The 24,286-nt window shown below is 49.2% G+C and carries 21 protein-coding genes and 1 riboswitch; of the genes, 18 read left to right on the plus strand and 3 right to left on the minus strand.

What is annotated here, in order from left to right; all coding sequences use genetic code 11:
• Window positions 1-17 precede the first annotated feature (17 nt).
• The 5 genes from IJ22_RS23755 (at window position 18) to IJ22_RS27040 (ending at window position 5,622) form a co-directional block, all read left to right on the plus strand.
• Entirely contained in the window at window positions 18-503 is a 486-nt protein-coding gene (locus IJ22_RS23755) for a chemotaxis protein CheW (RefSeq protein WP_062410543.1), read from the plus strand.
• Entirely contained in the window at window positions 500-3,250 is a 2,751-nt protein-coding gene (locus IJ22_RS23760) for a methyl-accepting chemotaxis protein (protein WP_235594208.1), read from the plus strand. Before IJ22_RS23755 ends, IJ22_RS23760 begins: the two co-directional genes overlap by 4 nt.
• Before the next feature lie 108 nt (window positions 3,251-3,358).
• A complete protein-coding gene (locus IJ22_RS23765) occupies window positions 3,359-4,204 on the plus strand; it encodes a CheR family methyltransferase (protein ID WP_235594209.1) in 846 nt (281 codons plus the stop codon).
• Window positions 4,185-5,288, plus strand: a complete 1,104-nt coding sequence (locus IJ22_RS23770; RefSeq protein ID WP_235594210.1) for a protein-glutamate methylesterase/protein-glutamine glutaminase — start codon at window positions 4,185-4,187, stop codon at window positions 5,286-5,288. Before IJ22_RS23765 ends, IJ22_RS23770 begins: the two co-directional genes overlap by 20 nt.
• A 205-nt stretch (window positions 5,289-5,493) precedes the next feature.
• On the plus strand, window positions 5,494-5,622 hold the full coding sequence (locus IJ22_RS27040; protein WP_256380576.1) for a hypothetical protein: 129 nt from the start codon (window positions 5,494-5,496) through the stop codon (window positions 5,620-5,622).
• Window positions 5,623-5,901: 279 nt separating this feature from the next.
• On the opposite strand, the gene IJ22_RS23775 is transcribed toward IJ22_RS27040, so the two are convergent.
• From IJ22_RS23775 to IJ22_RS23785, 3 genes are all read right to left on the minus strand, one after another.
• Window positions 5,902-7,257, minus strand: coding sequence for an extracellular solute-binding protein (locus IJ22_RS23775; protein ID WP_062410545.1), 1,356 nt, complete (start codon window positions 7,255-7,257; stop codon window positions 5,902-5,904).
• A 211-nt stretch (window positions 7,258-7,468) separates the two neighbouring features.
• Window positions 7,469-8,566 carry an alcohol dehydrogenase catalytic domain-containing protein gene (locus tag IJ22_RS23780; protein WP_062410546.1) on the minus strand — a complete coding sequence of 366 codons (1,098 nt, stop codon included), beginning with the start codon at window positions 8,564-8,566 and terminating at the stop codon, window positions 7,469-7,471.
• 112 nt (window positions 8,567-8,678) lie between these two features.
• Window positions 8,679-9,440, minus strand: a complete 762-nt coding sequence (locus IJ22_RS23785; RefSeq protein WP_062410547.1) for a DeoR/GlpR family DNA-binding transcription regulator — start codon at window positions 9,438-9,440, stop codon at window positions 8,679-8,681.
• A 377-nt stretch (window positions 9,441-9,817) separates the two neighbouring features.
• Here IJ22_RS23785 and IJ22_RS23790 point away from each other — a divergent pair, with 377 nt between their 5' ends.
• From IJ22_RS23790 to IJ22_RS23850, 13 genes are all read left to right on the plus strand, one after another.
• On the plus strand, window positions 9,818-10,747 hold the full coding sequence (locus IJ22_RS23790; RefSeq protein WP_062410548.1) for a carbohydrate ABC transporter permease: 930 nt from the start codon (window positions 9,818-9,820) through the stop codon (window positions 10,745-10,747).
• Entirely contained in the window at window positions 10,744-11,562 is an 819-nt protein-coding gene (locus IJ22_RS23795) for a carbohydrate ABC transporter permease (protein WP_054819817.1), read from the plus strand. Before IJ22_RS23790 ends, IJ22_RS23795 begins: the two co-directional genes overlap by 4 nt.
• Window positions 11,563-11,579: 17 nt before the next feature.
• Entirely contained in the window at window positions 11,580-13,247 is a 1,668-nt protein-coding gene (locus tag IJ22_RS23800) for a ribulokinase (RefSeq protein WP_062410549.1), read from the plus strand.
• A 350-nt stretch (window positions 13,248-13,597) separates the two neighbouring features.
• Window positions 13,598-14,800: an acyl-CoA dehydrogenase family protein gene (locus tag IJ22_RS23805; RefSeq protein WP_062410550.1), complete on the plus strand. Its 1,203-nt coding sequence runs from the start codon at window positions 13,598-13,600 to the stop codon at window positions 14,798-14,800.
• A 59-nt stretch (window positions 14,801-14,859) separates the two neighbouring features.
• Window positions 14,860-15,843, plus strand: coding sequence for a catechol 2,3-dioxygenase (locus tag IJ22_RS23810; RefSeq protein ID WP_062410551.1), 984 nt, complete (start codon window positions 14,860-14,862; stop codon window positions 15,841-15,843).
• 82 nt (window positions 15,844-15,925) lie between these two features.
• Window positions 15,926-16,414 (plus strand): flavin reductase family protein, encoded by a 489-nt coding sequence (locus IJ22_RS23815; RefSeq protein WP_062410552.1) that lies wholly within the window; start codon window positions 15,926-15,928, stop codon window positions 16,412-16,414.
• 12 nt (window positions 16,415-16,426) lie between these two features.
• Window positions 16,427-17,071 carry an alpha/beta hydrolase gene (locus IJ22_RS23820; RefSeq protein WP_062410553.1) on the plus strand — a complete coding sequence of 215 codons (645 nt, stop codon included), beginning with the start codon at window positions 16,427-16,429 and terminating at the stop codon, window positions 17,069-17,071.
• Window positions 17,072-17,365: 294 nt separating this feature from the next.
• Entirely contained in the window at window positions 17,366-19,222 is a 1,857-nt protein-coding gene (locus IJ22_RS23825) for a XylR N-terminal domain-containing protein (RefSeq protein ID WP_062410554.1), read from the plus strand.
• Window positions 19,223-19,420: 198 nt separating this feature from the next.
• On the plus strand, window positions 19,421-20,209 hold the full coding sequence (locus tag IJ22_RS23830; RefSeq protein WP_062410555.1) for a 2-keto-4-pentenoate hydratase: 789 nt from the start codon (window positions 19,421-19,423) through the stop codon (window positions 20,207-20,209).
• Window positions 20,210-20,223: 14 nt separating this feature from the next.
• The gene (locus IJ22_RS23835; protein WP_054819824.1) at window positions 20,224-21,111 is read left to right on the plus strand and encodes an acetaldehyde dehydrogenase (acetylating); all 888 of its coding nucleotides are present in this window, start codon (window positions 20,224-20,226) and stop codon (window positions 21,109-21,111) included.
• A 26-nt stretch (window positions 21,112-21,137) separates the two neighbouring features.
• Window positions 21,138-22,163 (plus strand): 4-hydroxy-2-oxovalerate aldolase, encoded by a 1,026-nt coding sequence (gene dmpG, locus IJ22_RS23840; RefSeq protein WP_235594211.1) that lies wholly within the window; start codon window positions 21,138-21,140, stop codon window positions 22,161-22,163.
• A 15-nt stretch (window positions 22,164-22,178) separates the two neighbouring features.
• The gene (locus IJ22_RS23845) at window positions 22,179-22,961 is read left to right on the plus strand and encodes a 2-keto-4-pentenoate hydratase (RefSeq protein ID WP_062410557.1); all 783 of its coding nucleotides are present in this window, start codon (window positions 22,179-22,181) and stop codon (window positions 22,959-22,961) included.
• Window positions 22,962-23,004: 43 nt separating this feature from the next.
• Window positions 23,005-23,823 (plus strand): alpha/beta fold hydrolase, encoded by an 819-nt coding sequence (locus tag IJ22_RS23850; RefSeq protein ID WP_062410558.1) that lies wholly within the window; start codon window positions 23,005-23,007, stop codon window positions 23,821-23,823.
• Between the two features lie 345 nt (window positions 23,824-24,168).
• Window positions 24,169-24,252, plus strand: a riboswitch (cyclic di-GMP riboswitch).
• Window positions 24,253-24,286 lie beyond the last annotated feature (34 nt).

Raw genomic sequence — 24,286 nt, forward strand, 5'->3', positions numbered from 1 at the left:
TAAGGAGGGACTCATCGTTGACATCTGCCCAAGCCATCAAGCAGTTGGTTACCTTTCGGATAGAAACGGAGGAATTCGGGCTTCCCATTACAGATGTATATGAAATTATATTTGTTCCTCAAGTCACATCGATCGCAAAAGCACCCGAATCCATAGTCGGAGTTATCAATCTTCGCGGGGAAATCATACCGGTAATCGATCTTAGAATTCAATTTTTGAAAGAACCGATTAAGTCCAAAAAACAGCGCATTATTATAACCCGCTCCCAAGGAAGAGTTATCGGATTATTGGTCGACGAAGTGAAAGAAGTGCTGCGAATCGATGAAAACAGCTTGGAACCGGTTCCTGATACGATCGTTACTACACAAACGGCTTATATGGGAGCAATCTGTAAAATGGACAATCGTCTCATTATATTGCTTCATCTCGATCACTTGTTAAACAAGCTGGAAATAAATTTCATCATCAACGAAGTTGAAAAAAGGGAGGAAAACATTCCATGAGCACTTTGATGAAAAAACTTGCTCACAAATTTATGAAAGCTGCAGGAGTTTCCGAAACCATTGAAGCGGCTATAACCGATTCAAAAAGATTAGAGCAAAATCTGAAGGATCTTGCCGTCATGACGGAACAGATTTCTCATGGGACCAGCCAGCAGTCTTCAGCCATTGAATCCACATCCGACATTGTTGAAGAGATATCGAAATCCATTGAAGGGGTAAGCAAAAATTCAGATCGTCTGGCTGCTTCCGCCAGTGAAATATCGGAAGTCATCCAAGAAATGGTCGCTTCCGTTCAACAGGTTGCTGGCAATAGCCAAAGTACGGCAAGTTCAGTGGAGCAGATTTCCGCTTCCATTGAAGAAATAGGGCAATCGATCCAAGGCGTAGCCGATAATGCGGCGAGCCTGACCGCCTCGGCGGAAGAAGCTTCGAATGCCATCCAGGAGATGGTGGCTTCCATTCAACAGGTTGCCGGAAATAGCCAAAGTACGGCAAGTTCAGTGGAGCAGATTTCCGCTTCCATTGAAGAAATGGGGAAGTCGATCCAAGGCGTAGCCGATAATGCGGCGAGCTTGACCGCCTCGGCGGAAGAAACTTCGAATGCCATCCAGGAGATGGTGGCTTCCATTCAACAGGTTGCCGGAAATAGCCAAAGTACGGCAAGTTCCGTGGAGCAGATTTCCGCTTCCATTGAAGAAATGGGGCAATCGATCAAAGGCGTAGCCGATAATGCGGCGAGCTTGACCGCCTCGGCGGAAGAAACTTCGAATGCCATCCAGGAGATGGTGGCTTCCATTCAACAGGTTGCCGGAAATAGCCAAAGTACAGCGAGTTCTGTGGAGCAGATTTCCGCTTCCATTGAAGAAATGGGGCAATCGATCCAAGGCGTAGCCGATAATGCGGCGAGCTTGACCGCCTCGGCGGAAGAAACTTTGAATGCTATCCAGGAGATGGTGGCTTCCATTCAACAGGTTGCCGGAAATGCTGAAAGCACAGCCAGTTCGGTTGAACAAATCTCCGCATCCATTGAGCAGATGGGAAAATCGATTCGCGGCATTGCTGCCAATGCAGACCAATTGCAGAAAATCGCCGGCGATACCTCTGCTTCGATTCAGCAAATAGCGGCTTCGATTGAACAGGTGGCTAAAAATGCGCAAAATGTGAATTCACTTGCGGACCAGGTTCAAACGGATGCCAAAGATGGACAAAAGGCGGTTAGTCAGTCCCTCACGGGAATGAAAGAAATTGCGGATGTCGTAAAACAGGCCTCTGGCGTCATAACTAATCTGGGGAAAAGCTCGGAAGAAATCGGAAGCATTATTGAAGTCATCGACGACATTGCCGAGCAAACCAACCTTTTGGCACTTAACGCCGCAATTGAAGCTGCAAGGGCTGGTGAACACGGAAAAGGGTTCGCCGTTGTTGCCGATGAAGTGAGGAAGCTCGCCGAAAGAAGCGCAAAAGCCACCAAAGAAATTGCCCAATTAATTAAAGGAATCCAAAGCGAAACAACTGATGCCATCAAAGCCATCGAGATCGGTATGGTAAAAGTCGAACAAGGAAACAAATTGGCGGATGAAACAGGTATAGCCATCGAAAAAATAGTAACCGGAGTCGAAAAAATTACGAATGAAATCAGACAGATCACTTCAGCTACGGTTGAACAGGCTAAGGGAAGCGAACAAATCGTGATGGCCGTAGGCGCATTAACCACTCAGGCAGAAATGATGACTCAGGCGACGAAGGAACAAGCCGCCGGCGTCGAAGAAGTCATCAAGGGTGTAGTGAATGCCCGCGAACAAGTGCGTCAAATCACCATAGCAACTGGTGAACAGGCAAAGCAAGGCGAAAATATCGTAAGGGCGGTAGAAAATGTAACCAAACAGGCCGCGATGGTGACTCAGGCGACGAAGGAGCAGGCCGCCGCCGTCGAAGAAGTCGTTAAGGGCGTATCGAATGCCCGTGAACAGGTGCGTCAAATCACCGTAGCAACTGGTGAACAGGCAAAGCAAGGCGAAAATATCGTAAGGGCAGTAGAAAATGTAACCAAACAGGCCGCTATGGTGACTCAGGCGACGAAGGAACAGGCCGCCGCCGTCGAAGAAGTCGTTAAGGGTGTAGTGAATGCTCGTGAACAGGTGCGTCAAATTACCGTAGCAACTGGTGAACAGGCAAAGCAAGGCGAAAATATCGTAAGGGCGGTAGAAAATGTAACCAAACAGGCCGCTATGGTGACTCAGGCGACGAAGGAACAGGCCGCCGCCGTCGAAGAAGTCGTTAAGGGTGTAGTGAATGCCAGTGAACAGGTGCTTCAAATCACCGTAGCAACTGGTGAACAGGCAAAGCAAGGCGAAAATATCGTAAAGGCGGTAGAAAATGTAACCAAACAGGCCGCTATGGTGGCTCAGGCGACGAATGAACAGGCCGCCGGTGTCGAAGAAGTCGTTAAGGGTGTAGCGAATGCCCGGGAACAGGTGCGTCAGATTACTGCGGCCACAGTGGAACAAGCAAAACACGGAAAGGATATTGTAAAAGTCGTCGAAAATGTAACCAAACAGGCTGCCGAAGTAACAGAAGCGATAAAATTTCAAGTGAAAGAAAGGGACAAACTCGAAAAGGCGATATCCGATACGGAACGTGTTGTCCAACAGAATATTCAAGACGTGGAAGGGATGGTTGTGGTTGCGCGAGAATTGTCAGACCGATCCGCAACAATCAAAAATTCACTTCGAATATTGCAAGCCTAGCATCCGTCCGACGGAAAGCATCAGTTCTTTATTATTCTCTAATGCGAACCTTTGAGAGAGCTTTGAGGACCTTGTTAATGCGCTGCTCATATGGGAGATGTAACATTAATGAATATGGAGTTCATAAACGAAATTCAGGATAATGATATGTGCTTAAAAGATTTGGGGCAAATGATTTATGACTTTTGCGGACTGAATTACTTGGACAATCTTTCGTTGCTCGCCTCGAAGGTCTCGAAGAGACTATCCATTTTGAATATGACGTTCGGGGAGTACACCGAATTCTTAACAAGGAACCAGCAAGAATGGAATCACCTTGTTGAACTCATTACTAACAACGAAACCTATTTTTTTCGTGAAGAGAGTCAGCTAAATGAATTAAGCAATGCGATTCTTCCCCAATTGCGGAATAAGAAATGGATTCGGATTTGGAGTGCCGCTTGCTCAACGGGAGAAGAACCTTACAGCTTGGCGATGACAATCGCAGAATCAGGGATTGTACCGCTGGAATCTGTACATATCATTGCAACCGACATTAATAAAAAAGTTCTGCAAATTGCGAATCGTGGGTGGTACCATAAAAATTCGCTATGCTTCCGCCGGACTCCTAAGGAGATGTTGGATAAGTACTTTTTTCCGCAAGATGAAGGATTTCAAATCAAGAGCTTCATAAAAGACAGGATTGAATTCCGGCATTCGAATCTTTTACATGATGAGGATATGGCGGCGGTCGAAAAAGTCGATATCATTTTTTGCAGAAATGTGCTTATTTATTTCGATTCCGTAACTACAAGCCGGGTCATTGCGAAATTTTATCATCGTTTAAATCCAGGCGGATTTTTATTTCTGGGACATGCCGAAACGATAACGGGCTTGAACACCAATTTCGAAACCATAAATGCTCGTGCGACATTTTATTTCCGAAAAGGGGACGTTGAGCGTTCGCAATATTGAAGAGACGCCAGCTTCAGAAACTATTCTCATAAGGAGGCAAAGCCAATTGAGTCGGTACGGTGTGCTGATCGTCGATGATTCTGCATTCATGAGGAGGGCCATCAGCCTCTTAATTGAGAAGGATCCGGATTTTTTTATCGTGGGTATCGCCCGCAATGGCCTGGAGGCAATTGAAAAGATAAAGCGGTTCAAACCGGATGTCGTTACGATGGATGTGGAAATGCCGGAAATGGACGGAATAACCGCCTTGGAACAAATCATGAAATATCATCCGGTTGCCGTCGTAATGCTGAGCACATTAACAGGCGAAGGAGCGGAAGCCACTCTAACGGCATTACAATTAGGTGCGGTAGATTTCTTTCCAAAAAGCTCCTTGATGAAGAATCCTGCGGAACCTAAAATAATAGACGATTTTTTGATGAGGGTAAAGGCCGCCGCTAATGCAAAATTACCCTTACAAAACAATGTTGCATCTGTGAAAGAAGCAGTGGAAGAAAATAAGAAAAGAGGTTCCGCTTCCGTTGATCTGCTCATTATCGGGTGTTCCACAGGCGGACCGTCGGCCATACAATCCATACTTCCTCGATTTACACCCGACTTTCCTGCAGGAATTGTTGTTCTACAGCATATGCCGCCCGGATTTACCAAACCATTGGCAGACCGTTTCGATAACCTATGCAATTTGAAAGTGAAAGAAGCGGAAGATGGCGATGTCGTAATGCCAGGAGTCATTTATGTTGCTCCTGCAGGATATCAGACCTTGTTTCAAAAAACAAATGACGGGAAGACGACGTTCAAAATCGTGGTAGACGAGAGCAAATTGTACAAGCCATCCATTGATGTTTCGCTTCAGTCCGGATCTTCGATTTATCGCGATCGTTTATTGGTCGTTATTCTTACTGGAATGGGGACAGATGGGTTAATCGGTTGCGGTGAAGTGAAGCGGCAGCGGGGTCATGTGATCGTTGAATCTGAAGAATCATGTATCGTATATGGTATGCCAAAAGCGGTTTATGAGGCGGGATATGCTGATCGGCAAGTATCTTTACCCAATATATATCAAGAGATCCTATCATTTATTTAGATGCGGGCGATCGTTTTTTTGGATACCCAACCGAACATTTGCTGGCGAAGGGGATCCTCTTGCCCCTTTCATGCTTTTCATTGTTGAATACAAAATCCAAACGTTTTCAGACAAAGAGGAGATTGCGGCATCTTCACAAGTTGCTTGTTTCAATTGGCAGATGATCTCAATAATTTGGTATCCATGATTGCAAGGAGGCTCTAAAATGGAGAAAGAAAAGGAAATCCTCACTCCGGAAGAAATCGAGGAACTCATCCGCAAATTGGAGGTTGAATATCCAGAATTGGTAAATCCCAGACAAACCGAAAAATCAGATAAGGCGAGAGAAGTGTAATTGAATTGTTAAATATTCATCAAGCCGTAGAGAAGGATTTGTCTCCAGTTCTGGACACGATCCGTCCCTTTCCGTGTCACATCCATCGTAGCCAAATAGAGCATCTTGGGCAATGCTTCATCAGTTGGGAAAATGCTCTTGCCTTTGGTTACTTTCCGGAGCTGGCGATAATAGCTCTTGATCGGATAGTCGTATAAATGAAAGCCACGAGAGCCGCTATCAGAGCGGCCTTCGTGGCTTTGGTATTAACGTACAGCCTTACATTCCATTCTTGATTCACTATTTAAACGTATATCCGCTTTGAATCAGCAATTTTTTCACATCATCATTTGCTTTCTTCATGGCCTGTTCAACGGGCATCTGGCCGCTAACCGCTTGAGAGATTGCGTTCCCGATGGTATCGATAATTTGGAAGCTTTCCGGAATCCGAGGGCGGCAATCGGCGTAAGCTTTCTCGGCGGATTGGGCCAACGTATCAATCCAGTGGAACTTTTGTTTGATCTCGTTGTCGTTCAATTCGGATAAACGGGAAGGAGGTCCGCCTTGAAGAACAAATTTCTTATGGTTCTCTTTGTTGTTGGCCCATTTAATGAAATCCCAAGCGGCCTCTTTATTTTTACTGTATTTGTTAATGCTCATCACCCATCCGCCAAGAGGAGCCACCGGATCTTTGCCGGAAACACCAGGTACAAGGGCTGTAGCAAATTTATCTGAAACTTGAGAACGGCTTGGATCCAAAAGACCGGGGGTCACAACCGACCATGCGGCCATCATAGCTACTTTGCCCTGTGCAAAGGCTTGAGTACGATCATCCCAAGCGAAGTTGAGCGCGCCATCAGGCTGGTATTGCAGGAGCTCCTTGAACATGTTGACTATTTTAATACTTTCAGGCGAATCTATTCTCGGCGTCATGTCGGCATAGGCATCTTTGCTGCCTGGATAGTTGCTTTCAAAAGGCTTATCTACGTTAAAAATGTACTCAAACCAAGCCTGGCCTGCAGGCGCTCCTTTGGCATTATTCATGGCAATCCCGGACATTCCGGGATAGTTCGGATTGTTTGTAAAACGTTTGGCGATGGCCACCATTTCATCATAGGTTTTTGGAGGCTGAAGACCTTCCTTTTCAAAGAGATCTTTGCGATAGTGAAGCATCACGTAATAAGGCGCGAAAGGAACTCCGACAATTTGTCCCTTCCACTCGGCAACTTGGCGGAATGAAGGGATATAATCATCCCACTCGAGATCAGGCGTTGCTTCAATTCTTGCTTTCAAGTCCTCTGTAATTTGTCCTTCGGCAAATTCGCCAATCCAAGGGGAATCCAGGACTATGACGTCTGCAGCGTCCGACTTTTGGGTTCCTAACAGGACTTCTTTTTGGTGTGTTTGATCGTAGGAATAGGAATCGATTTGGACTTTGATTCCAGTGGCTTTCTCATATTCCGCCCCGAAGTTTTTCATTACGTCAACCCAGGGGTCGGCAATCATAATAATTTTCAAGGATTTTGGGGTTTCGTTGTTCGTATTTTCAGCCGCGGTTGAACCTTCCGGCTTGTCATTAGAGCAGGCGCTAGTAAGAAGCAGGGTACCGGTTAAAACGGCGGGTAGAGCTTTTTTCAGGTAATGTATAGATTTCATAGGAAGCCTCCTTGGAATTTTTAGAAATCGCTTACACAAGTGTTGCAATGGAGTGCAGTCCTGTTCGTTCATAAAATGCCATGAGCGAAAATAGGGACTGCACGAAGGATAGGGATTAGCTTTTATTTATCTTGTATCGTATCTTTTTTTTATTATATAATATAAGTTGTATAGTTTTTTTTTCTTTCGGTACTGTAGTTTCTTTTGGTTGTTACCATTGGAAATTCAGTACTGTTTTTTTCCATCCTCGATGTTCCGCAGCTTCTTTCATTACAGCGGCAAAGTCCTCTGAGGTTCGAATGGTGACATTCTGGTCAGGAAGCAATCTGCGCAAGGTGGTTTGAAAGCCGATATCTTTCATAGCAGAAATCAAAGGATGGTAATCGGAATAGGAGCTTCGACTGCTTCCGATGACCAATAAGCCCTTCTCCAATATATCCCTCGTATTCATTGGAACTCTCTCTTCGGTAACCCCCATTAATAATAAAGCACCGCCAGGACTTATAATATCAATCGCCTGATTAATGGCACTTTCGGAGAAGCGACCGCCTGTGCATTCAACCGCAATATCGAATGAAGCCGAATGGGTAAAATCGTATTCCTGCACCAACGCTCTAGAAGCGAATTGGAATTGCTCAAGCTTCTCTGGAATCGCACCAAATACGTGCAGCCGGTCTTTTGTAACCCCGAAAACATGATGCAAAACTGCGGCGGTCAAGTAACCTACGGGTCCGTCACCGAACACGGCGACACGACTTGCGGGTAATCGGTCGGCAATGCGGCTGGCTGCCTGATAGGAGACGGAACACAGTTCCGCCAATACGGCAATTTCGTCAGGAACCTCGTCCGGAATCGGTATGGTACATGCGGCCGGAAGGACGAGATGACTTTGAGCAATGCCGTCGAAACCGCTTCCCAAAAATTTGCCGTAATGGCAATAGTTTTCCCCCAATCCTTTTTGGCAGGCTGGACAGCAAACCTGCGGAGAAATGTTTCGAAGCAAATATCCTGGTAAATTAGGAACAATGATAACCCGCTGGCCCATTTGGATATCCGGCGAAGTGCTTTCAACAACGGTTCCGATGCCTTCATGGATCAAGGCCATCGGTAATTTTTTGGCCAGTGCTTCAGGCCGTCGTTGACCGGTAAAATACCTTAGGTCTGCATGACAGATGCTGCCCATGGACGGTTGAACAACAATTTCCCCATCGCGTATCTTGTGTTCGAGGGTCACCTCACTGATTTCTCCCGGTTTAAGTAATCTGTACGCGCGGGACTGAACGGATGTCTTGTTCTTGAGTGGTTGCAATGAAAATCAATACCTCCCTATAAGGATATGAATGATATAAGAAATTTCTTGCAGCCCTCTTCTGAGGCAGAGATCCGGAATGCAAGAAATGTCCTAACGCATGGCATTTTATTTAAACCGTAATCAACTGAATCCCTGAATCCTTAAATTGCTTTCGGACGGATTCGGATATGTCGTTACCGGTAATTATCGAATGAATCGATTCGATCGGAGCAACCGTATGAAGCGACACCTTGCCTACTTTCGATTGATCGGCGACCACAATGACCTCTTGAGCCGCTCGAATCATACCTTGCTTCGTGGGAACAAGCTGGGCCTCGGGATGAGTAAGCCCAAACTTAGGATGAATAGCCGGTGTCCCGATAAATGCTTTTTGCACATGTAAAGTATGAAGTACCTGATCTGTGAACATGCCGTTGAGCATAAAACTCGATTTATATAAAAGCCCCCCCGTAACGATAACCGTAACCCCCGGAGAGTCGCGCAGCTCACTGGCCACATTAATGTCATTGGTCACTAAGGTAATGTTGTTACGGTGAGTAAGATGCTTTGCGATATGAATCGTTGTTGTACCGGAATCCAGAATGACATGATCGCCGTCTTCAATCATTTCAGCCGCCTTTTTGCCGATCCGGATTTTTTCTTCTATCTGATCGATAGCCCGCTCGGAAAAGGATGGCTCAAAATTGGCCCCCTTATCCAAAACGACTCCACCGTGTGTACGACGTAACAGGCCTTCCTGTTCGATTTCAATCAAGTCTCTGCGGATCGTTGCCTCATGAACATGAAAATGTTTGGCGAGAGCGGCTACAGTGGCAGTATGTCGTTGTTTTACATATTCAACAATAAGATGCTTTCTTTCGGCAGCAAGCATAGTCGATGACCTCCACTGTTTGAAATTGCTCGTTTGTTTTCATAATTGCTTGATATAAGCTTATTATCGAACACGATGTTTTGTCAAGAGCTTATCATTTCAGCTAAAACCGTAAGATTACCTCTATGTTAAAACGAAATCACGAAGGTTACTTACTAAAAATCAAGCTTATTAATGTTTATATATGTTCGATAATGCGTATAAATTTTCGTTTTGTTGAAAATTAATCTTGATTTAACGGAAAGAAATCATTTAAAATAAACTCATAAATTCGAGTAATCGCTTTCAAGTAGGAATGATGAATTGGGTATGCGCGAAAATGTTCATTTTTACGTGAATGACTTTGCGTGAATAAACAACATGTTAGGAGTGGTCATATGCAGGCGAAATATATGGAGGGAGACATTAAGTTGCTAGCCAAAAAGAAAAAACTGGGGCGATCCCATTTGACTGGCTGGATCATGCTGCTGCCGGCACTGATTTATTTGCTGGTCTGGAATGTGTATCCGTTGGTTTATGCGCTTTACGTCAGTTTTAGCAATTTGAATCTGACCAGAATCAACGCTGCAAAGTTTATTGGATTCACGAATTACACGGTGTTGTTAAAAGATAAGACCTTTTATACCGCCGTTGGAAATACGTTGCTGCTTACCGTTTCGACGATTGCCATTGAACTCATTATAGGTTATTTCATTGCCAAGCTCTTTACGGCTGCCGATGGAGTAAAGGGAACCGGTATTCTTAGGACATTGTTTATGATTCCGATTATGGTGACGCCTTTAATTATAGGTTTACTTTGGTCGTACATTTTGAATCCTACCCTTGGAGTGATGAACTATATATTGGACTTGCTCCATTTGCCGACTCTGGCGTGGTTTGGCGACCCAAAAGTTGCCCTGTATTCCATTTTGGGTATCAATGTATGGCAATGGGCGCCTTTTATGATGCTTCTGATTATTGCCGGATTAAACAGCATACCGAAAGATTTAACGGAAGTAGCTCAAATAGAAGGCGCCGGTTTTTGGTCCAGACTGAAAAATATTGAAGCTCCATTTATATGGCATGTTGTCGTTCTTGGTATTTTTATCAGGGTGATGGAAAGCTTGAAAATGTTTGATGTAGTCTATGTAACTACTAACGGTGGCCCTGGAACCGCTACAGAATTGATGAGCTTGATGGCGTACCGGCAATCCTTCTTGTACTACCAGACGGGGAGCGGAGCCGCTGTTGCCATAATCATTTTGATAATAAGTACTGTGATTGTTCAGATGCTGTTTAAATACTTATGGAAGAGAGATGTGGTATGAACCGTAACTTAGTTAGAAATGCTGCCGGCGTATCGGTCTATTTGGTAACTGCTGTTTATATACTTCCGTTGATTTGGCTTCTGCTTGCCGCGTTCAAATCAAGAGCTGAAATGTTTACTATGCCTCCGTCTATTTTGCCAAAATCATTAAATTTTAATAACTTTGCCGTCGTTCTTTCCGAAACGTGGCCGTACTTTATTAATTCCTTTACCGCCGGTGTATTTTCAACCGTGATTGCCCTGCTGCTTGGCATACCTGCGGCTTATGCGTTAGCGCGATATACTCTTCGCGGCTCGAAACATATCGAATTATGGATCTTGAGCACGAAAATGATGCCCCCGATTGCCGTTATTATTCCACTATTTATTATTTTTCAAAAAGTTGAGCTTTTTGATACGCGCATGGGGCTGGTTTTGCTTTATACGGCATTCAACTTGCCTTTTGCCGTTTGGATGCTGGTCTCTTTCATTAAGAAAATGCCAAAAGAAATTGAAGAGGCTGCATTGATTGACGGGTGCAATCTGATGCAGACGCTGCTGTTCATCGTACTGCCATTAATTCGCTCCGGCATTGCTGTAGTGGTGATCTTCTCTTTTATTTGGACTTGGAACGACTTGTTGTTCGGGCTTATCATGACGCAGGATGCGGCCAAAACATTGCCGGTCGCATTGACCTCCTATACGAGTCAACTCGATATTAAGTGGGAGTTGATGGCGGCATTATCTGTTTTACAAACGATTCCTATCGTCTTGTTTACATTCTTTAGCCAACGTCATATTGTTTCTGGACTGACATTTGGCGGTGTTGAAAAATAATTACGGAGGCTATTGTCATGAATACTCCAACATGTTCGCTGGGAATTGATTTTGGCACGGAGTCCGGTCGTGCGGTTCTTGTGGATGTGTCGAATGGCGAAGTGCTTGCAAGCCATGTAACGCCGTATGCTCACGGGGTGATTACAGAACGTTTGCCTCATGCAGAATCCAACTCGTTTGTTCCCCCGGATTGGGCTTTACAGCATCCCCAGGATTACCTGGAGGTGCTTTACCGTTCCATTCCGGCTGTCCTTCAGGCGGCCGGCGTATCGGCGGAGCAGGTGATTGGGTTAGGAATTGATTTCACTTCATGCACGATGCTGCCGGTCGATGCTGCTTTTGAGCCGCTCTGTCTCAAAGCGGAATATTCGAATCATCCCCACGCTTGGGTTAAGTTATGGAAGCATCATAGTACCCAAGAGGAAACGGACTTATTAAATCGTATCACTCTGGAACGCAATGAACCTTGGTTAAAACGATATGGGGGGAAGATCTCCTCGGAATGGATGCTGCCCAAATGTCTTCAAATACTCCATGAAGCCCCTGAGATTTACCGGGATGCAGCTTATTTTATTGAAGCGGGAGATTGGATTGTCGCCAAGCTGATTGGTCAGTTGAAACGCAGCGGCTGTATGGCCGGATTCAAGTCGTTTTGGCATGAGGCCGAAGGGTATCCGGCTCCCGATTTTTTTGCGGCAGTAGACCCTCGCCTCCAATCGATTACCGATACCAAATTAAGCGGTGAAGTAGTGCCGCTAGGAAATCAGGCGGGGACGCTTCTGCCTCATATGGCTGCAAGACTTGGGTTAACTCCCGGCCTTCCGGTAGCCATATCGATGATTGATGCCCACGCGGCGGTTCTGGGCACCGGAGTATGCACCCCCGGGAAATTAGTTATGGTCATGGGTACTTCAACTTGTCACTTAATGTTATCGGAGAAGGAAATCTGTGTTCCAGGCATCAGCGGTGTTGTTAAAGATAGTATCATTCCAGGTCTTTACGGGTATGAAGCGGGCCAATCGGCTGTAGGAGATATATTTGCTTGGTTTATGAAACAAGGGATTCCGGTTCAAATCATCGAAGAGGCTGCAAAAGCACAAATGTCCGTTCAGGATTGGATGGAGCGGCTGGCGTCTGAACTGAAGCCTGGAGAAAGCGGGATTCTTGCACTGGACTGGCATAACGGCAATCGTTCTCCACTGGATGATGCTGAGTTAACAGGTGCGATATTCGGTATGACGCTGCGCACTCGACCTCATGAAATTTACCGGGCGCTGCTTGAAGCGACGGCATTCGGTGCACGCAGCATCATGGAAACATTTCGAAACAATGAATTGCCGGTTCATGAGCTTTATGCTGCCGGGGGCATACCTCAGCGCAACCGATTGCTAATGCAAATTTATTCCGATGTGATGAACATGGAAATCAAGGTGGCCGACTCTCCGTTTACACCGGCCATTGGCGCGGCTATTCTGGGCTCCGTAGCAGCAGGAGAGGCCGGGGGCGGATATAAAACCATTCAGGACGCAACGGCGGTCATGGGGAAAACAAAAAGCGGGGTGTTCAAGCCGATTCCCGAGCATGTTTCCATTTACGAGACGCTTTATAAGGAATACAGCACACTGAAGACATATTTTGGCGAGGGCGGCAATGACGTGTTAAAGCGTCTGAAAAGGATGAAATGATTGTCGCAAGTACGGGCATGGCTGCATTCGAGCACGCCTTGCACGGACAAGCCAATCCGTCATCGTAGCGCAAGCCTTCTCTCTGCGAAAGCGGGGAGGGGGCTTTTTCTTTTTCATACGATTCATATGAATTTACGTTCGGATTCGTCTCGTTATTGAGCATATGTGTCTGCATCCCGCAGGCAAATAATTATTTATGATAATACCATAGCAGCGAGAAAGACGAGTGTAAGAAGGAGGCATGTAAAGTGAAAATAATGGGGACTTGAGACTGCTTGGGCGGAGACGAAGGGGACGCAACTTTTTTGAAATCGAATTGTAAGCGTTTTAATTAAAGGAGGTATGTACAGATGGCGCTTAGCAAAATCCAGGTCGAACAGCATTCCAAAATTCAAGCGCTTCTCGCAAGCGCGGAAACGATCGGAAAGATCGCGGAAGCGGAAGCCATTGAGGCGGATCGCAATGCCCGCTTCTCCCCACGCGTGGCGAAGGCGATCGAGGAAGCCGGGTTTCACAAGATCATGCGGCCCAAAAAGTACGGAGGGCTGCAGATCGATCTCAAGACGTACGCGAAGATCATTCGAACCGTGTCCCGTTACAGCGTGCCTGCGGGGTGGCTCGTTTACTTCTACTCCGTCCATGAGCTTTGGGCCGCGTATCTTCCTCCGAAGGGCAGGGACGAGATTTTGGGCGGCGGAGAACTGCTGGCCGATGTTGTCGCTCCCATCGGACGCGTGGAGAAGGATGGAGAAGGATTCCGCCTATACGGGCAGTGGAATTTTTGCAGCGGGGTGCTCTGGAGCGGTTGGATCGGGCTCGGAGCCATGATGGAACTGCCGGACGGACAGGGACCCGAATATTGCTTGCTGGCGCTCCCGAAGTCGGATGTCAAAATCGTTGAGAATTGGGACACGATCGGTCTTCGTTCCTCGGGCAGCAACGGAGTTTTGGTGGACGGCGCTTATGTGCCGCCGCATCGCATTTTTCCTGCCGGACGGGTCATGGCCTCCGGAACGCCGGCCGGCGGCGAATACGATCCGAACGATCCGGTGTATCGCATGCCGTTTATGCCGCTTTTTCTCCTGGGATTCCCTATTGTCGCTCTGGGCGGCCTGGATCGGATTTTGTCTCTCTTTTACGAACGCACGGAGAAACGTGTCCGCGTCTTCAAGTTGGGAGCGAAGGAGAAGGAGTCTTCCGGCAGCCAGCGGCTTCTGGCCGAGATGAAGATGCAGCACCACGCACTGGAGGGAATCGTGGACAGTTACGTCCGTCAGTTGGAAGAATGTCAGGTGGAAGGAAAAACGGTCATGAACGATGAAGAACGGGAGCGGATGTTCGCCATGCGGGGTTACGTCGCGAGGTCCGTTTCTGAATTAACGCTTCGGGCGATGCTCACCTTGGGCGGAACATCCATCTTCAAGGGCGATCCGGTGGAGCTGTTTACAAGAGATCTGATTGCGTTGGCGGCTCACCCGAATCATTTGTATGAGGATGCCATGGCCGCTTACGGACGAACCATGTTCGGCCTGCCGGGGGACCCGGTCTGGTAATAAGCGTCTTACTGTCGAAGGCAGACACTTACTATATATAAAACAAGGAGGCAATTCAAATGCAAAAAGAACCTATGTTTGATGTCCATCAGTTGGCCCATGTGGAAATTTTCAGCCCGAAGCCGGATGAAACGTTGTGGTTTTTCAAGGAACTTCTCGGGATGGAAGAGACCGTACGTAAAGGCCAGTCCGTATACTTGAGAGCCTATGAAGATTTCTATCACCATACGCTGAAAATTACGGAAGCGAAGGAACCCGGACTCGGTCACGTCGCATGGAGAACGTCCTCGCCTCAGGCGCTGGAGCGCCGCGTTAAAGCGATTCAGGCGACTGGACTTGGCAAAGGCTGGTTGGAAGACGAAGAAGGCCACGGAGCCGCGTATCAATTCATAACGCCGGACGGGCATAAGATGGAACTTCTATGGGAGGTAGAGTACTGGCAGGCGCCCGAGCATCTGAAGACGCCGCTTCTTAACCGTCCGCAAAAGCGTCCGACCCGCGGCGTGCCGGTACGCCGCCTCGACCACGTAAACTTAATGGCGCACGAAATGAAGCCGAACGTAGATTTTTTGATGGATCAGCTTGGCTTCAATCTGCGAGAGCATATCCGTCTGAACAACGGTAACGATGCCGCGGCCTGGCTGAGCGTGAGTCCGCTTGTGCATGAGATTGCGATGATGGGAGACCCGCTTGGCGGCAAAGCGCGCATGCACCATATATGCTACTGGTACGGGTTCCCGCAAAACATTTCGGATATTTGCGACGTGTTCATCGAGAACGGCATAAAGATCGATGCGGGACCGGGTAAACACGGGATCAGCCAAGCGTATTTCTTGTATGTAATTGAACCGGGCGGAAACCGCGTGGAGCTGTTTGGCGATCCGGGTTACTTGATTTTCGATCCGGCCTGGAAGCCGATCACCTGGAAGGAAGAGGATTTGGCCAAGGGCATCATCTGGTTCGGCTCTCAGCTTCCGCAGGAATTCTTCATGTACGGCACGCCTGTCATTGACAACACACAAGAAGTGGCCAGCACGAAATAAATCTTCCGATCCGAAAAGCATTGCCGCTGCGTGGTAATGCTTTTCGGTCATCAGACTACCTTAATTGAAGGAGTTGAACGGTATGGATGATCGCGCGTTTCGGAACGCTATGGGCCAATTCGTAACCGGGGTTACTGTTATTACGACGAACGTCGGGGATGAAACGCACGGCATGACGGCCAACGCATTTCTGTCCGTTTCTTTAAACCCGAAGCTGGTTCTCGTATCGATCGGAGAGAAGGCCAAGATGCTTCAAAAAATCAAGGACGCGGGACATTACGCGGTCAATTTCCTGGCGGAGGACCAGCAGGAAATCTCCATGTTGTTTGCAGGACAAATCAAAGACGGGCGCTCCGTCGATTTCGAATGGCTGAACGGAATGCCGGTCATTCCCGGAGCGATCGGACGGGTCACATGCCAAGTCGTAAACGAATATGTCGTTGGCGATCATACGTTTTTTGTCGGTGAGGTTACAGGCATCGAACTGAACGACGGCGCCCCCCTGATTTATTTCCAAGGCAAGTACCGCGAGCTTGCGTCGATGAATGAAAACGAAACATTGCTAATATAAAGGAGGTTAGAGATGGCTGCTCCATTCGAATACACGGTGATTCCCCCGAAAGCGATCGAATCGGGGAAGACGTATCCGGCCGTTTTCGCTCTTCACGGGATTGGTTATACCGAGAAAGATATGCTGTCCGTTATTGAGCCGCTGAAAGGCGAGCTGTTCTTGATCGGCATTCGCGGTCATCTACCTTACGAGGCGGGACACGCCTATTATTATTTGAAGAGCTTCGGCAATCCGGAGCGTGACTTGTTTGACCGCAGCGTGGAAATGCTGCAGCACTTCATAGACGATGCCGTCCGTCGCTTTCCTATCGACCCGAGACAAGTCTATTTGATCGGCTTCAGCCAAGGAGCCATCTTGAGCTTGACCTTGGCTCTAACGCTCGGCAGTAAAGTCAAAGGCGTGATTGCAATGAACGGGTACATTCCATCCTTCGTAAAGGAGGAGTACGTTATTCTGCCGGCCGGTCATCTGTCCGTCTTTCTTTCCGACGGCGATTGCGATCCGATCTTTCCCCCTTCAGTAGGAGCGGAGAGTCATCAATACCTCAAAGACAAAGTCGAACGCATCCAGTATGTAACGTATTCCGCGGCACACGAAATTACCGACCGGAATAAAGCGGACGTCGTGGCCTGGATCGAGAAGGAGATTGCGCGTTAGGCGAATTAGGCGGCCCTCATCGGAGGGCCGTTTTCGTTAATGATTGTCCTGGCTATGGCTTTGGCCGGCGTGCGATGGAGTTTCGTACGATTCGTACGGAAAGATCATCTGCAGCCCCGGTATTCCCGCACAAATCGGCGTATTTCCAAGAACGGAGATGGTGTATAATTCGCCAGAGAAGCAAAAACGTAGTACAATGATTATTGAATACGCTTACAATGGGAAAGCATCAAATGCTTTCCATCGTAAACATGCAGAATCATCATTGCCAACTTTCAGTAAGGTGGGGAGATTATGAGGTCTGCTGATTTAAAGTTAAACGAGTTTTACAAAACGTCCTTCGATGCCGATCCCCGTTACGAGAAGATGATATCCATCCCAACGTCGGCGATCGGCACGCTGCGCAAGGAATTGATCGAAACGATCGGTCCGGAACGAATGAAAGGCTTTTTGATGCGATATGGCTGGCATTGCGGCGTCAGCGATGCACTGAAAATGAAGCAATTGGCTTGGGACGACCCGGCCGAAGCGCTGCTTGCCGGACCCAGGATGCACATTTTGCACGGGAACCTGGAAGAAGTGATTATTCTGCAGAACGACTTCGATTTCGAGAAAAAGGCGATGCATATGGAAGCGCTCTGGCGGAACTCCTATGAGGCCAAGGAGCATCTTGAGAAATTCGGGAAGGGCGGTCATCCGCAATGCCACACTCTGGTCGGCTATGCCAGCGGGTATTTGTCCACCATTATAGGCGAGAAAGTCATCGTCATCGAGCAAAGCTGTCAAGCCATGGGGAACGACTGCTGCTTCCCGATTTGCAAGACCGTGAAAGAGTGGAACGGCAAAGCGGACGACGTGTTGAAATATTATGAGCCTGACAGCTTGATCAACGAATTGGACCGGATGTTCGAGAAGCTGAGGATTGAACGGGACAATTTGAACAGAACGTACCAAGTGCACGAAAAATTAATGAATGAAGTGCTGCGGGAGAAGGATCTGTCGTCGATTGCCAAGGTGCTGTTTCAAACGACGGGCATTCCCGTGCTGATCGAGGATAAGCATCAAACGGTATTGGCGATGTCCGGGATTGAACAGCATGAGTTAGCGGAGCGTCAAATCAAAGGCTTGTCGGGTATTACGCGGACGGAATGTTTGTCGGTGAAGAATACGTGTTACCTGGTGACGCCTATTTTTTTGCAGCGGAATATTGTGGGGTATTGCTATTTTCTTTACGACAACGGACTGCCCCAGGAAGTCGATTGGATGATTCTGGAGCGTGCCGCCGTTACGTGTTCCATGTATCTGTTAAATGAGCGAACCCGCTTGATGGCGGAGCAGCGGATGAAGGGCAGTTTTCTGGATGAGATGATCTCCGGTCATCTCTGCCGGGAAGAATTCATGCGCCGGGCGCAATATTTCGAATTTGATGTGCGGCCTCCGTTTTTTATGGTGACGCTGCACGAGAAATCGAAAAAGCTGTCCTCAAGATATCCCCTTGATTTCAACGACGAGCTTGTAAACAGCTTATACAACTTCTGCAGAGACCGCCAAATCAACAACCTCATAGCAGATAAGTCCGGGAAGACAGCGCTGCTGTTCTCGGAAACGGCCTTAACGGAACGAGGGTATACGAAACGCGATGTAAGCAAAAAAATCGTGGAGTGTTTGCAGCAAAAGTATCCTCATTTGGACTTTAAGGCGGGCGTAAGCTCCTCCTCGGAACGGCTGGAAGAAATCGGGCAGCTTTTTGAAGAAAGCTTGGCCGCGCTGAAAATTACGAACCCGAAATCGTGCGTCGTTCATTACGACAGCCTGGGCATCGAGGGGGTCTTGTTCCAGGCCAGCAACGTGAATTTGATCGAGAAATTCGTCGACAAAAGACTGGGCAAGCTGATCCGGGAAGATCGGCATAAGGACATGGAACTGACGAAGACACTGTACCATTACGTCAGCAACGGCTGCAACGTCCACAAGACGTCCCGCAAGATGAATATTTCTATCAGCGGATTGAGATATCGCCTTCAACGGTTGAACGAGATTCTGGAGTGCGACATCAACCGGCCGGCCGTTACGTATCAAATCTATTTAGCGCTTCAATCGATGATTGCATTAGGAGAATTGGATATGAACCTGGAGCTTGAAGAATTGTGAATCGCTTTTAGCCCGGCCGATCGCGTCGTGATTGTTTTTTCGGGAAGGTTGTCGCCGGCGCGTTCGTACCTTTCATACGAAGAATGCCGCGATTTGGGCGGAAATCCAATAGGAATCGTCTGCTTACTTTGATCACGCCCTGTATTATGATCGGATTGTACGCACCGACGATGATTTTCATTAAAAGGGGGACGATACATGGTGCATTCCTTTGCAAAAGCGGCCGCGTATGCGGACCACCTGGCTGCTGCGGAACAAACGTTAGCCGGCGCCGCGCCGCTGACGGAGCTGGATCCGGAGCTTACGGTCGAGCAGGCGTATCTGGTGCAGCTGGAGACGATCGGGCGAAGAGTGGCCGGCGGAGCGAAAATCGTCGGCAAGAAGATCGGGCTGACCTCGCTTGCCATGCAGAAGCTGCTGGGCGTCGATCAACCGGACTACGGCCATTTGTTAGACGATATGGCCGTTGAGAATAACGGAGACATCCCGGCGGGACGGCTGCTGCAGCCGAAGGTGGAGGCGGAGATCGCGTTTGTTTTAAAAAAAGACCTGGCGGGCCCGAACGTAACGGCTGCCGATGTGCTGCTCGCCACCCAATACGTCTTGCCCGCTTTGGAAATCGTGGACAGCCGCATCGCGGATTGGAAGATCAAGCTGCAGGATACGGTGGCGGATAATGCTTCCTCGGGGCTGTTTGTGCTTGGCGGCAAGCCGGTGAGGGTCGATGAAGTCGATTTGCCGCGTCTCGGGATGGCGTTGTACAAGAACGGCAGCCTCGTCAATACGGGGGTCGGCGCGGCGGCGCTGGGGAATCCGGCATACTGCGCCGCTTGGTTGGCCAACAAGCTGCATGAGTTCGGGATTACGCTGAAGGCGGGAGAGGTGATTTTATCCGGAGCCCTCTCGGCCGCTGTGAACGCGGAGCCCGGGGATACGTTCTCCGCGAGGATTGCCTGTCTCGGACAAGTCGGCGTTTCATTTCGATGATCGGGGGATGGGATATGACAAAACTGAAAGCGGCTATTCTGGGTTCCGGCAATATTGGGACTGATCTTATGATGAAGCTGAGAAGCTCGCCTGTGCTGGAATTGACGGCCATGATCGGGATCGATCCGCTGTCGGACGGTTTAAAACGGGCGCAGGAACGAGGATACGCCACCTTTAGCAGGGGCTTGAAAGCGTTTCTTGAAGAGGCTCCGGATATGGCGGATATCGTCTTTGACGCCACCTCCGCCAAAGCGCACATTCGGCACGCCAGGATGCTTAAGGAAATGGGGAAAATCGCCATTAATTTGACGCCTGCCGCGGTGGGATCTTATGTCATCCCGTCTGTCAATCTGACTGAGCATCTGAAGGCGGAGAACATCAATTTGATCACCTGCGGCGGGCAAGCGACGATTCCGATTATTCATGCGATCGGCAAAGTCGTTCCGGTCAGCTACGGAGAGATCGTGGCAACCATCTCTTCCCGGAGCGCGGGTCCGGGGACAAGGGCCAATATCGACGAGTTTACGGAGACGACCTCTCATGGCATTCAGCTCATCGGAGGGGCAAAGCGCGGAAAGGCCATTATCATCCTAAATCCCGCCGAACCGCCGGTCATGATGCGGGACACCGTCTATGCGCTGGTCGAAGGGCAGGCGGACGCGTCGGCGATCGCCGCTTCCATTGCCGAAACGGTCGACTATATCCGGTCGTACGTGCCCGGCTATCGGCTGAGAACCGAGCCCATCATTGACGGCAATAAGGTATCGGTGTTTCTCGAGGTCGAGGGCGCGGGGGATTATTTGCCTTCCTATTCCGGCAATCTCGATATTATGACGGCGTCGGCTGTGAAGGTTGCGGAGGAAGTGGCGAAGAACCGGCTGTCCGAAGCCGCCGTATCATGAATCCGGGTCCGAGGGAGGAAGAGGGATTGAAGACGAATCAACGGATTACGATCACCGAGGTGGCGCTTCGCGACGGCAGCCATGCGATCAACCATCAATATACGGCAGATCAAGTGATCAGCATAGCGAAAGCGCTCGATGAAGCGAACGTTCCTTATATTGAAATATCCCACGGCGACGGACTTGCCGGGTCATCGCTGCAATACGGATTGTCGCGGACGAACGAGATGGAATTGATCGAAGCGGCCGTTTCTGTTTGTACCGCGTCGAAGATCGGAGTGCTGCTGCTCCCGGGGATCGGAACGATTCGCCATTTGAACGAGGCGGCGAAGTTGGGGATCGGCATGGCACGCATCGCCACCCACGTCACGGAGGCGGACATTTCCGCACAGCATATCGCAAGGTCTAAGGAGCTCGGGCTGCACACCGTCGGCTTTCTCATGATGTCGCATATGGCCCCGCCCCGGTTGCTCGCCGAACAAGCGAAATTAATGGAAAGCTACGGGGCGGATACCGTCTACGTGGTCGATTCGGCCGGAGCGCTGCTGCCCCATCAGGTGACGGAGCGAATCCGCGCGCTCACGCAGTCGCTCTCCGTTCCGGTTGGGTTTCACGGGCATAATAATTTGTCCCTTGCGATGGGAAATACGCTGGCGGCGATTGAGGCGGGCGCGACCTGGATTGACGGCAGCGTCCGCTGTCTCGGCGCAGGCGCCGGCAATACCCAGACGGAAGTGCTGGTCGCGGTGCTGGACCGTTTGGGCATCGAAACCGGCATCGACGTTTATAAAATCATGGATTTGGCGGAGGAGATCGTTGCGCCGATTCTGCTGAAGCCGCAGGAAATTACAAGAGGCAGTCTTATCCTCGGTTATGCGGGGGTGTACTCCAGCTTCCTGCTTCATGCGGAACGGGCGGCGGAGAAATTCGGGCTTGATGCCAGAGACATTCTGTTGGAAATCGGAAGACACAAGGCGGTAGGCGGGCAGGAGGATATGATTATGAGCGTTGCGGCCGAACTGGCGAAAGGAAAGCGGGAAGCGCCGGTTTAGGATGGGGGGATGTCCATGAATCCAAGTGGTTATGAGGAAATGGCCTTGTTTTTAATCGAGTCGGAGGTCGGCAAACGAGAAGTCGAGCGGTTTACCAAGCGGCGGCCCGAATTGACGGTGGAAGACGGCTACCGCATTCAGGAAGCGCTCATCGCCCGAAAGCTGGAGCAGGGCTATCGGGTGATCGGGCCCAAGATGGGGCTGACGAGCCGGGCGAAGATGAAGCAAATGAACGTTGAAGCGCCGATTTACGGATTCATTTTTGATTATATGGTCGTGGAAGGCGATGTGCTTCGACTCGATGAGCTGATCCATCCGAAGGTGGAAGCGGAAATCGCGTTTGTGCTGGCAGCGGACGTACAGGGACCGGGAGTGACGGCTGCGCAGGTGTTGGCGGCGACGGAATATGTCGTGCCTGCGCTGGAGATCATTGACAGCCGATATGAGGACTTCCAGTTTGCGCTGCCGGATGTCGTAGCGGACAACGCTTCGTCGTCTCGCGTGTTTATCGGCTCGGGCTTCAGAAGTCCCGTCGGCTTGGAGCTCGATTTGATCGGCGTTACGTTATCGATCAACGGAGAATGGAAGGACGCCGGAGCGGGAGCGGAAGTATTGGGCCATCCGGCCGAATCGGTGGCGATGCTGGCCAATATGTTATCCCGCAGAGGTCAGTCGTTAAAGGCGGGTCAGGTCATCCTGAGCGGCGGCATAACGGGTGCGCACACTTTGAAAGCCGGGGATACGGTCACGGCGATCTGGGACCGGCTGGGAACGATGCAATTCAGGGTGCAAGGTTGAAGTGCCGGCTTACATTCATATTATTTATCGGGGAGGTTGGCGTATGCAGGAGCAAGGATTGTATGACACGATCGGCGGTCATCGCGTGTATTATCATGAAGCCGGACAAGGGGAGCCGCTGCTTTTGATTCACGGTTCCGGGCCTGGGGTTTCGGCTTGGGCGAATTGGCGTTTGGTGTATCCGATTTTATCGAAGCATTATCACGTATACGCTCCGGATCTGATCGGCTTCGGCTCGTCGGAAAAACCCCCTTCGGCTCAATACGGGGTGGACGCGTGGGTGGAGCAGCTGATCGCATTCATTGAAGCGAAGCATATCGGGCCGACGTCGATCGTCGGTAATTCCCTCGGCGGCTGTCTTGCTCTGCATTTGGCCTATCGAAGGCCGGATCTGGTGAAAAAGCTGGTGCTAATGGGGAGCGTAGGTGTTTCCTTCCCTCTGACGGAAGGTCTGGACCGTGTGTGGGGCTATACGCCGGATCCGGAAACAATGAGACAGTTGATCCAAATTTTTTCCTATGACAAAAGCTTTGCCGAAAACAGCGATCTGGTGCATATGCGTTATCAAGCCACTTTGAACGAAGAAAACCAGTCGGCCTTCGCTTCGATGTTCCCCGCCCCGCGGCAGCGCCATATCGATGCGATGGCTTTAAAGGAGGATCAAATCAAACGGATCGATTGTCCGGTGCTGCTCGTGCACGGTCGGGAAGACGAAGTGATTCCGGTCGAACAGACCAGCTGGAAATTGGCGCAGCTGCTGCCGAATGCGGAGTTTCATATGTTTTCAACATGCGGACATTGGACGCAGATCGAAAAGACGAATTCGTTCTGCACATTGGTGGAATATTTTTTGCAAAAATAGATGCTTTATAACGGAAAAGAAGCCGCGCCGCAGGCTGCCGCGGGCGGCTTCATGGCGTGATCGCCCGCCCGTTGAATTGAAAAAAGGAAATGTGCAGTGTGAAGATCAGGCTGGGGCCCTGGTCTTTTTTTCGTTCCCGGCGGATCATTTTACAATCAAGATATTGGAAATTAATTTTCGATCGTTTATAATAAAAACCAGGTCCGTCGTCCTAGAAACAGGAGCGCGCGAGAAGCGGACTATTCCTCTTCATGAGGCCGAAAGGCTACCCGTCAGTCCCGGCAGCCGGCCCGGATAAGGGTGTCTTTCTTGGAGTATTGTGAACGCAATGATGATCATAACCCCCATCTTTGTGGAAGCCATGATCAGCCATTCTCAACTGGGCACTTGAATGGCTGGGAGCGAGTAGTGCAACCGACCCCATAATCTATAGGGTCGGTTTATTTTTTACAATGAATTTCGG

This window comes from Paenibacillus naphthalenovorans (assembly GCF_001465255.1).
Lineage (GTDB): Bacteria > Bacillota > Bacilli > Paenibacillales > NBRC-103111 > Paenibacillus_G > Paenibacillus_G naphthalenovorans.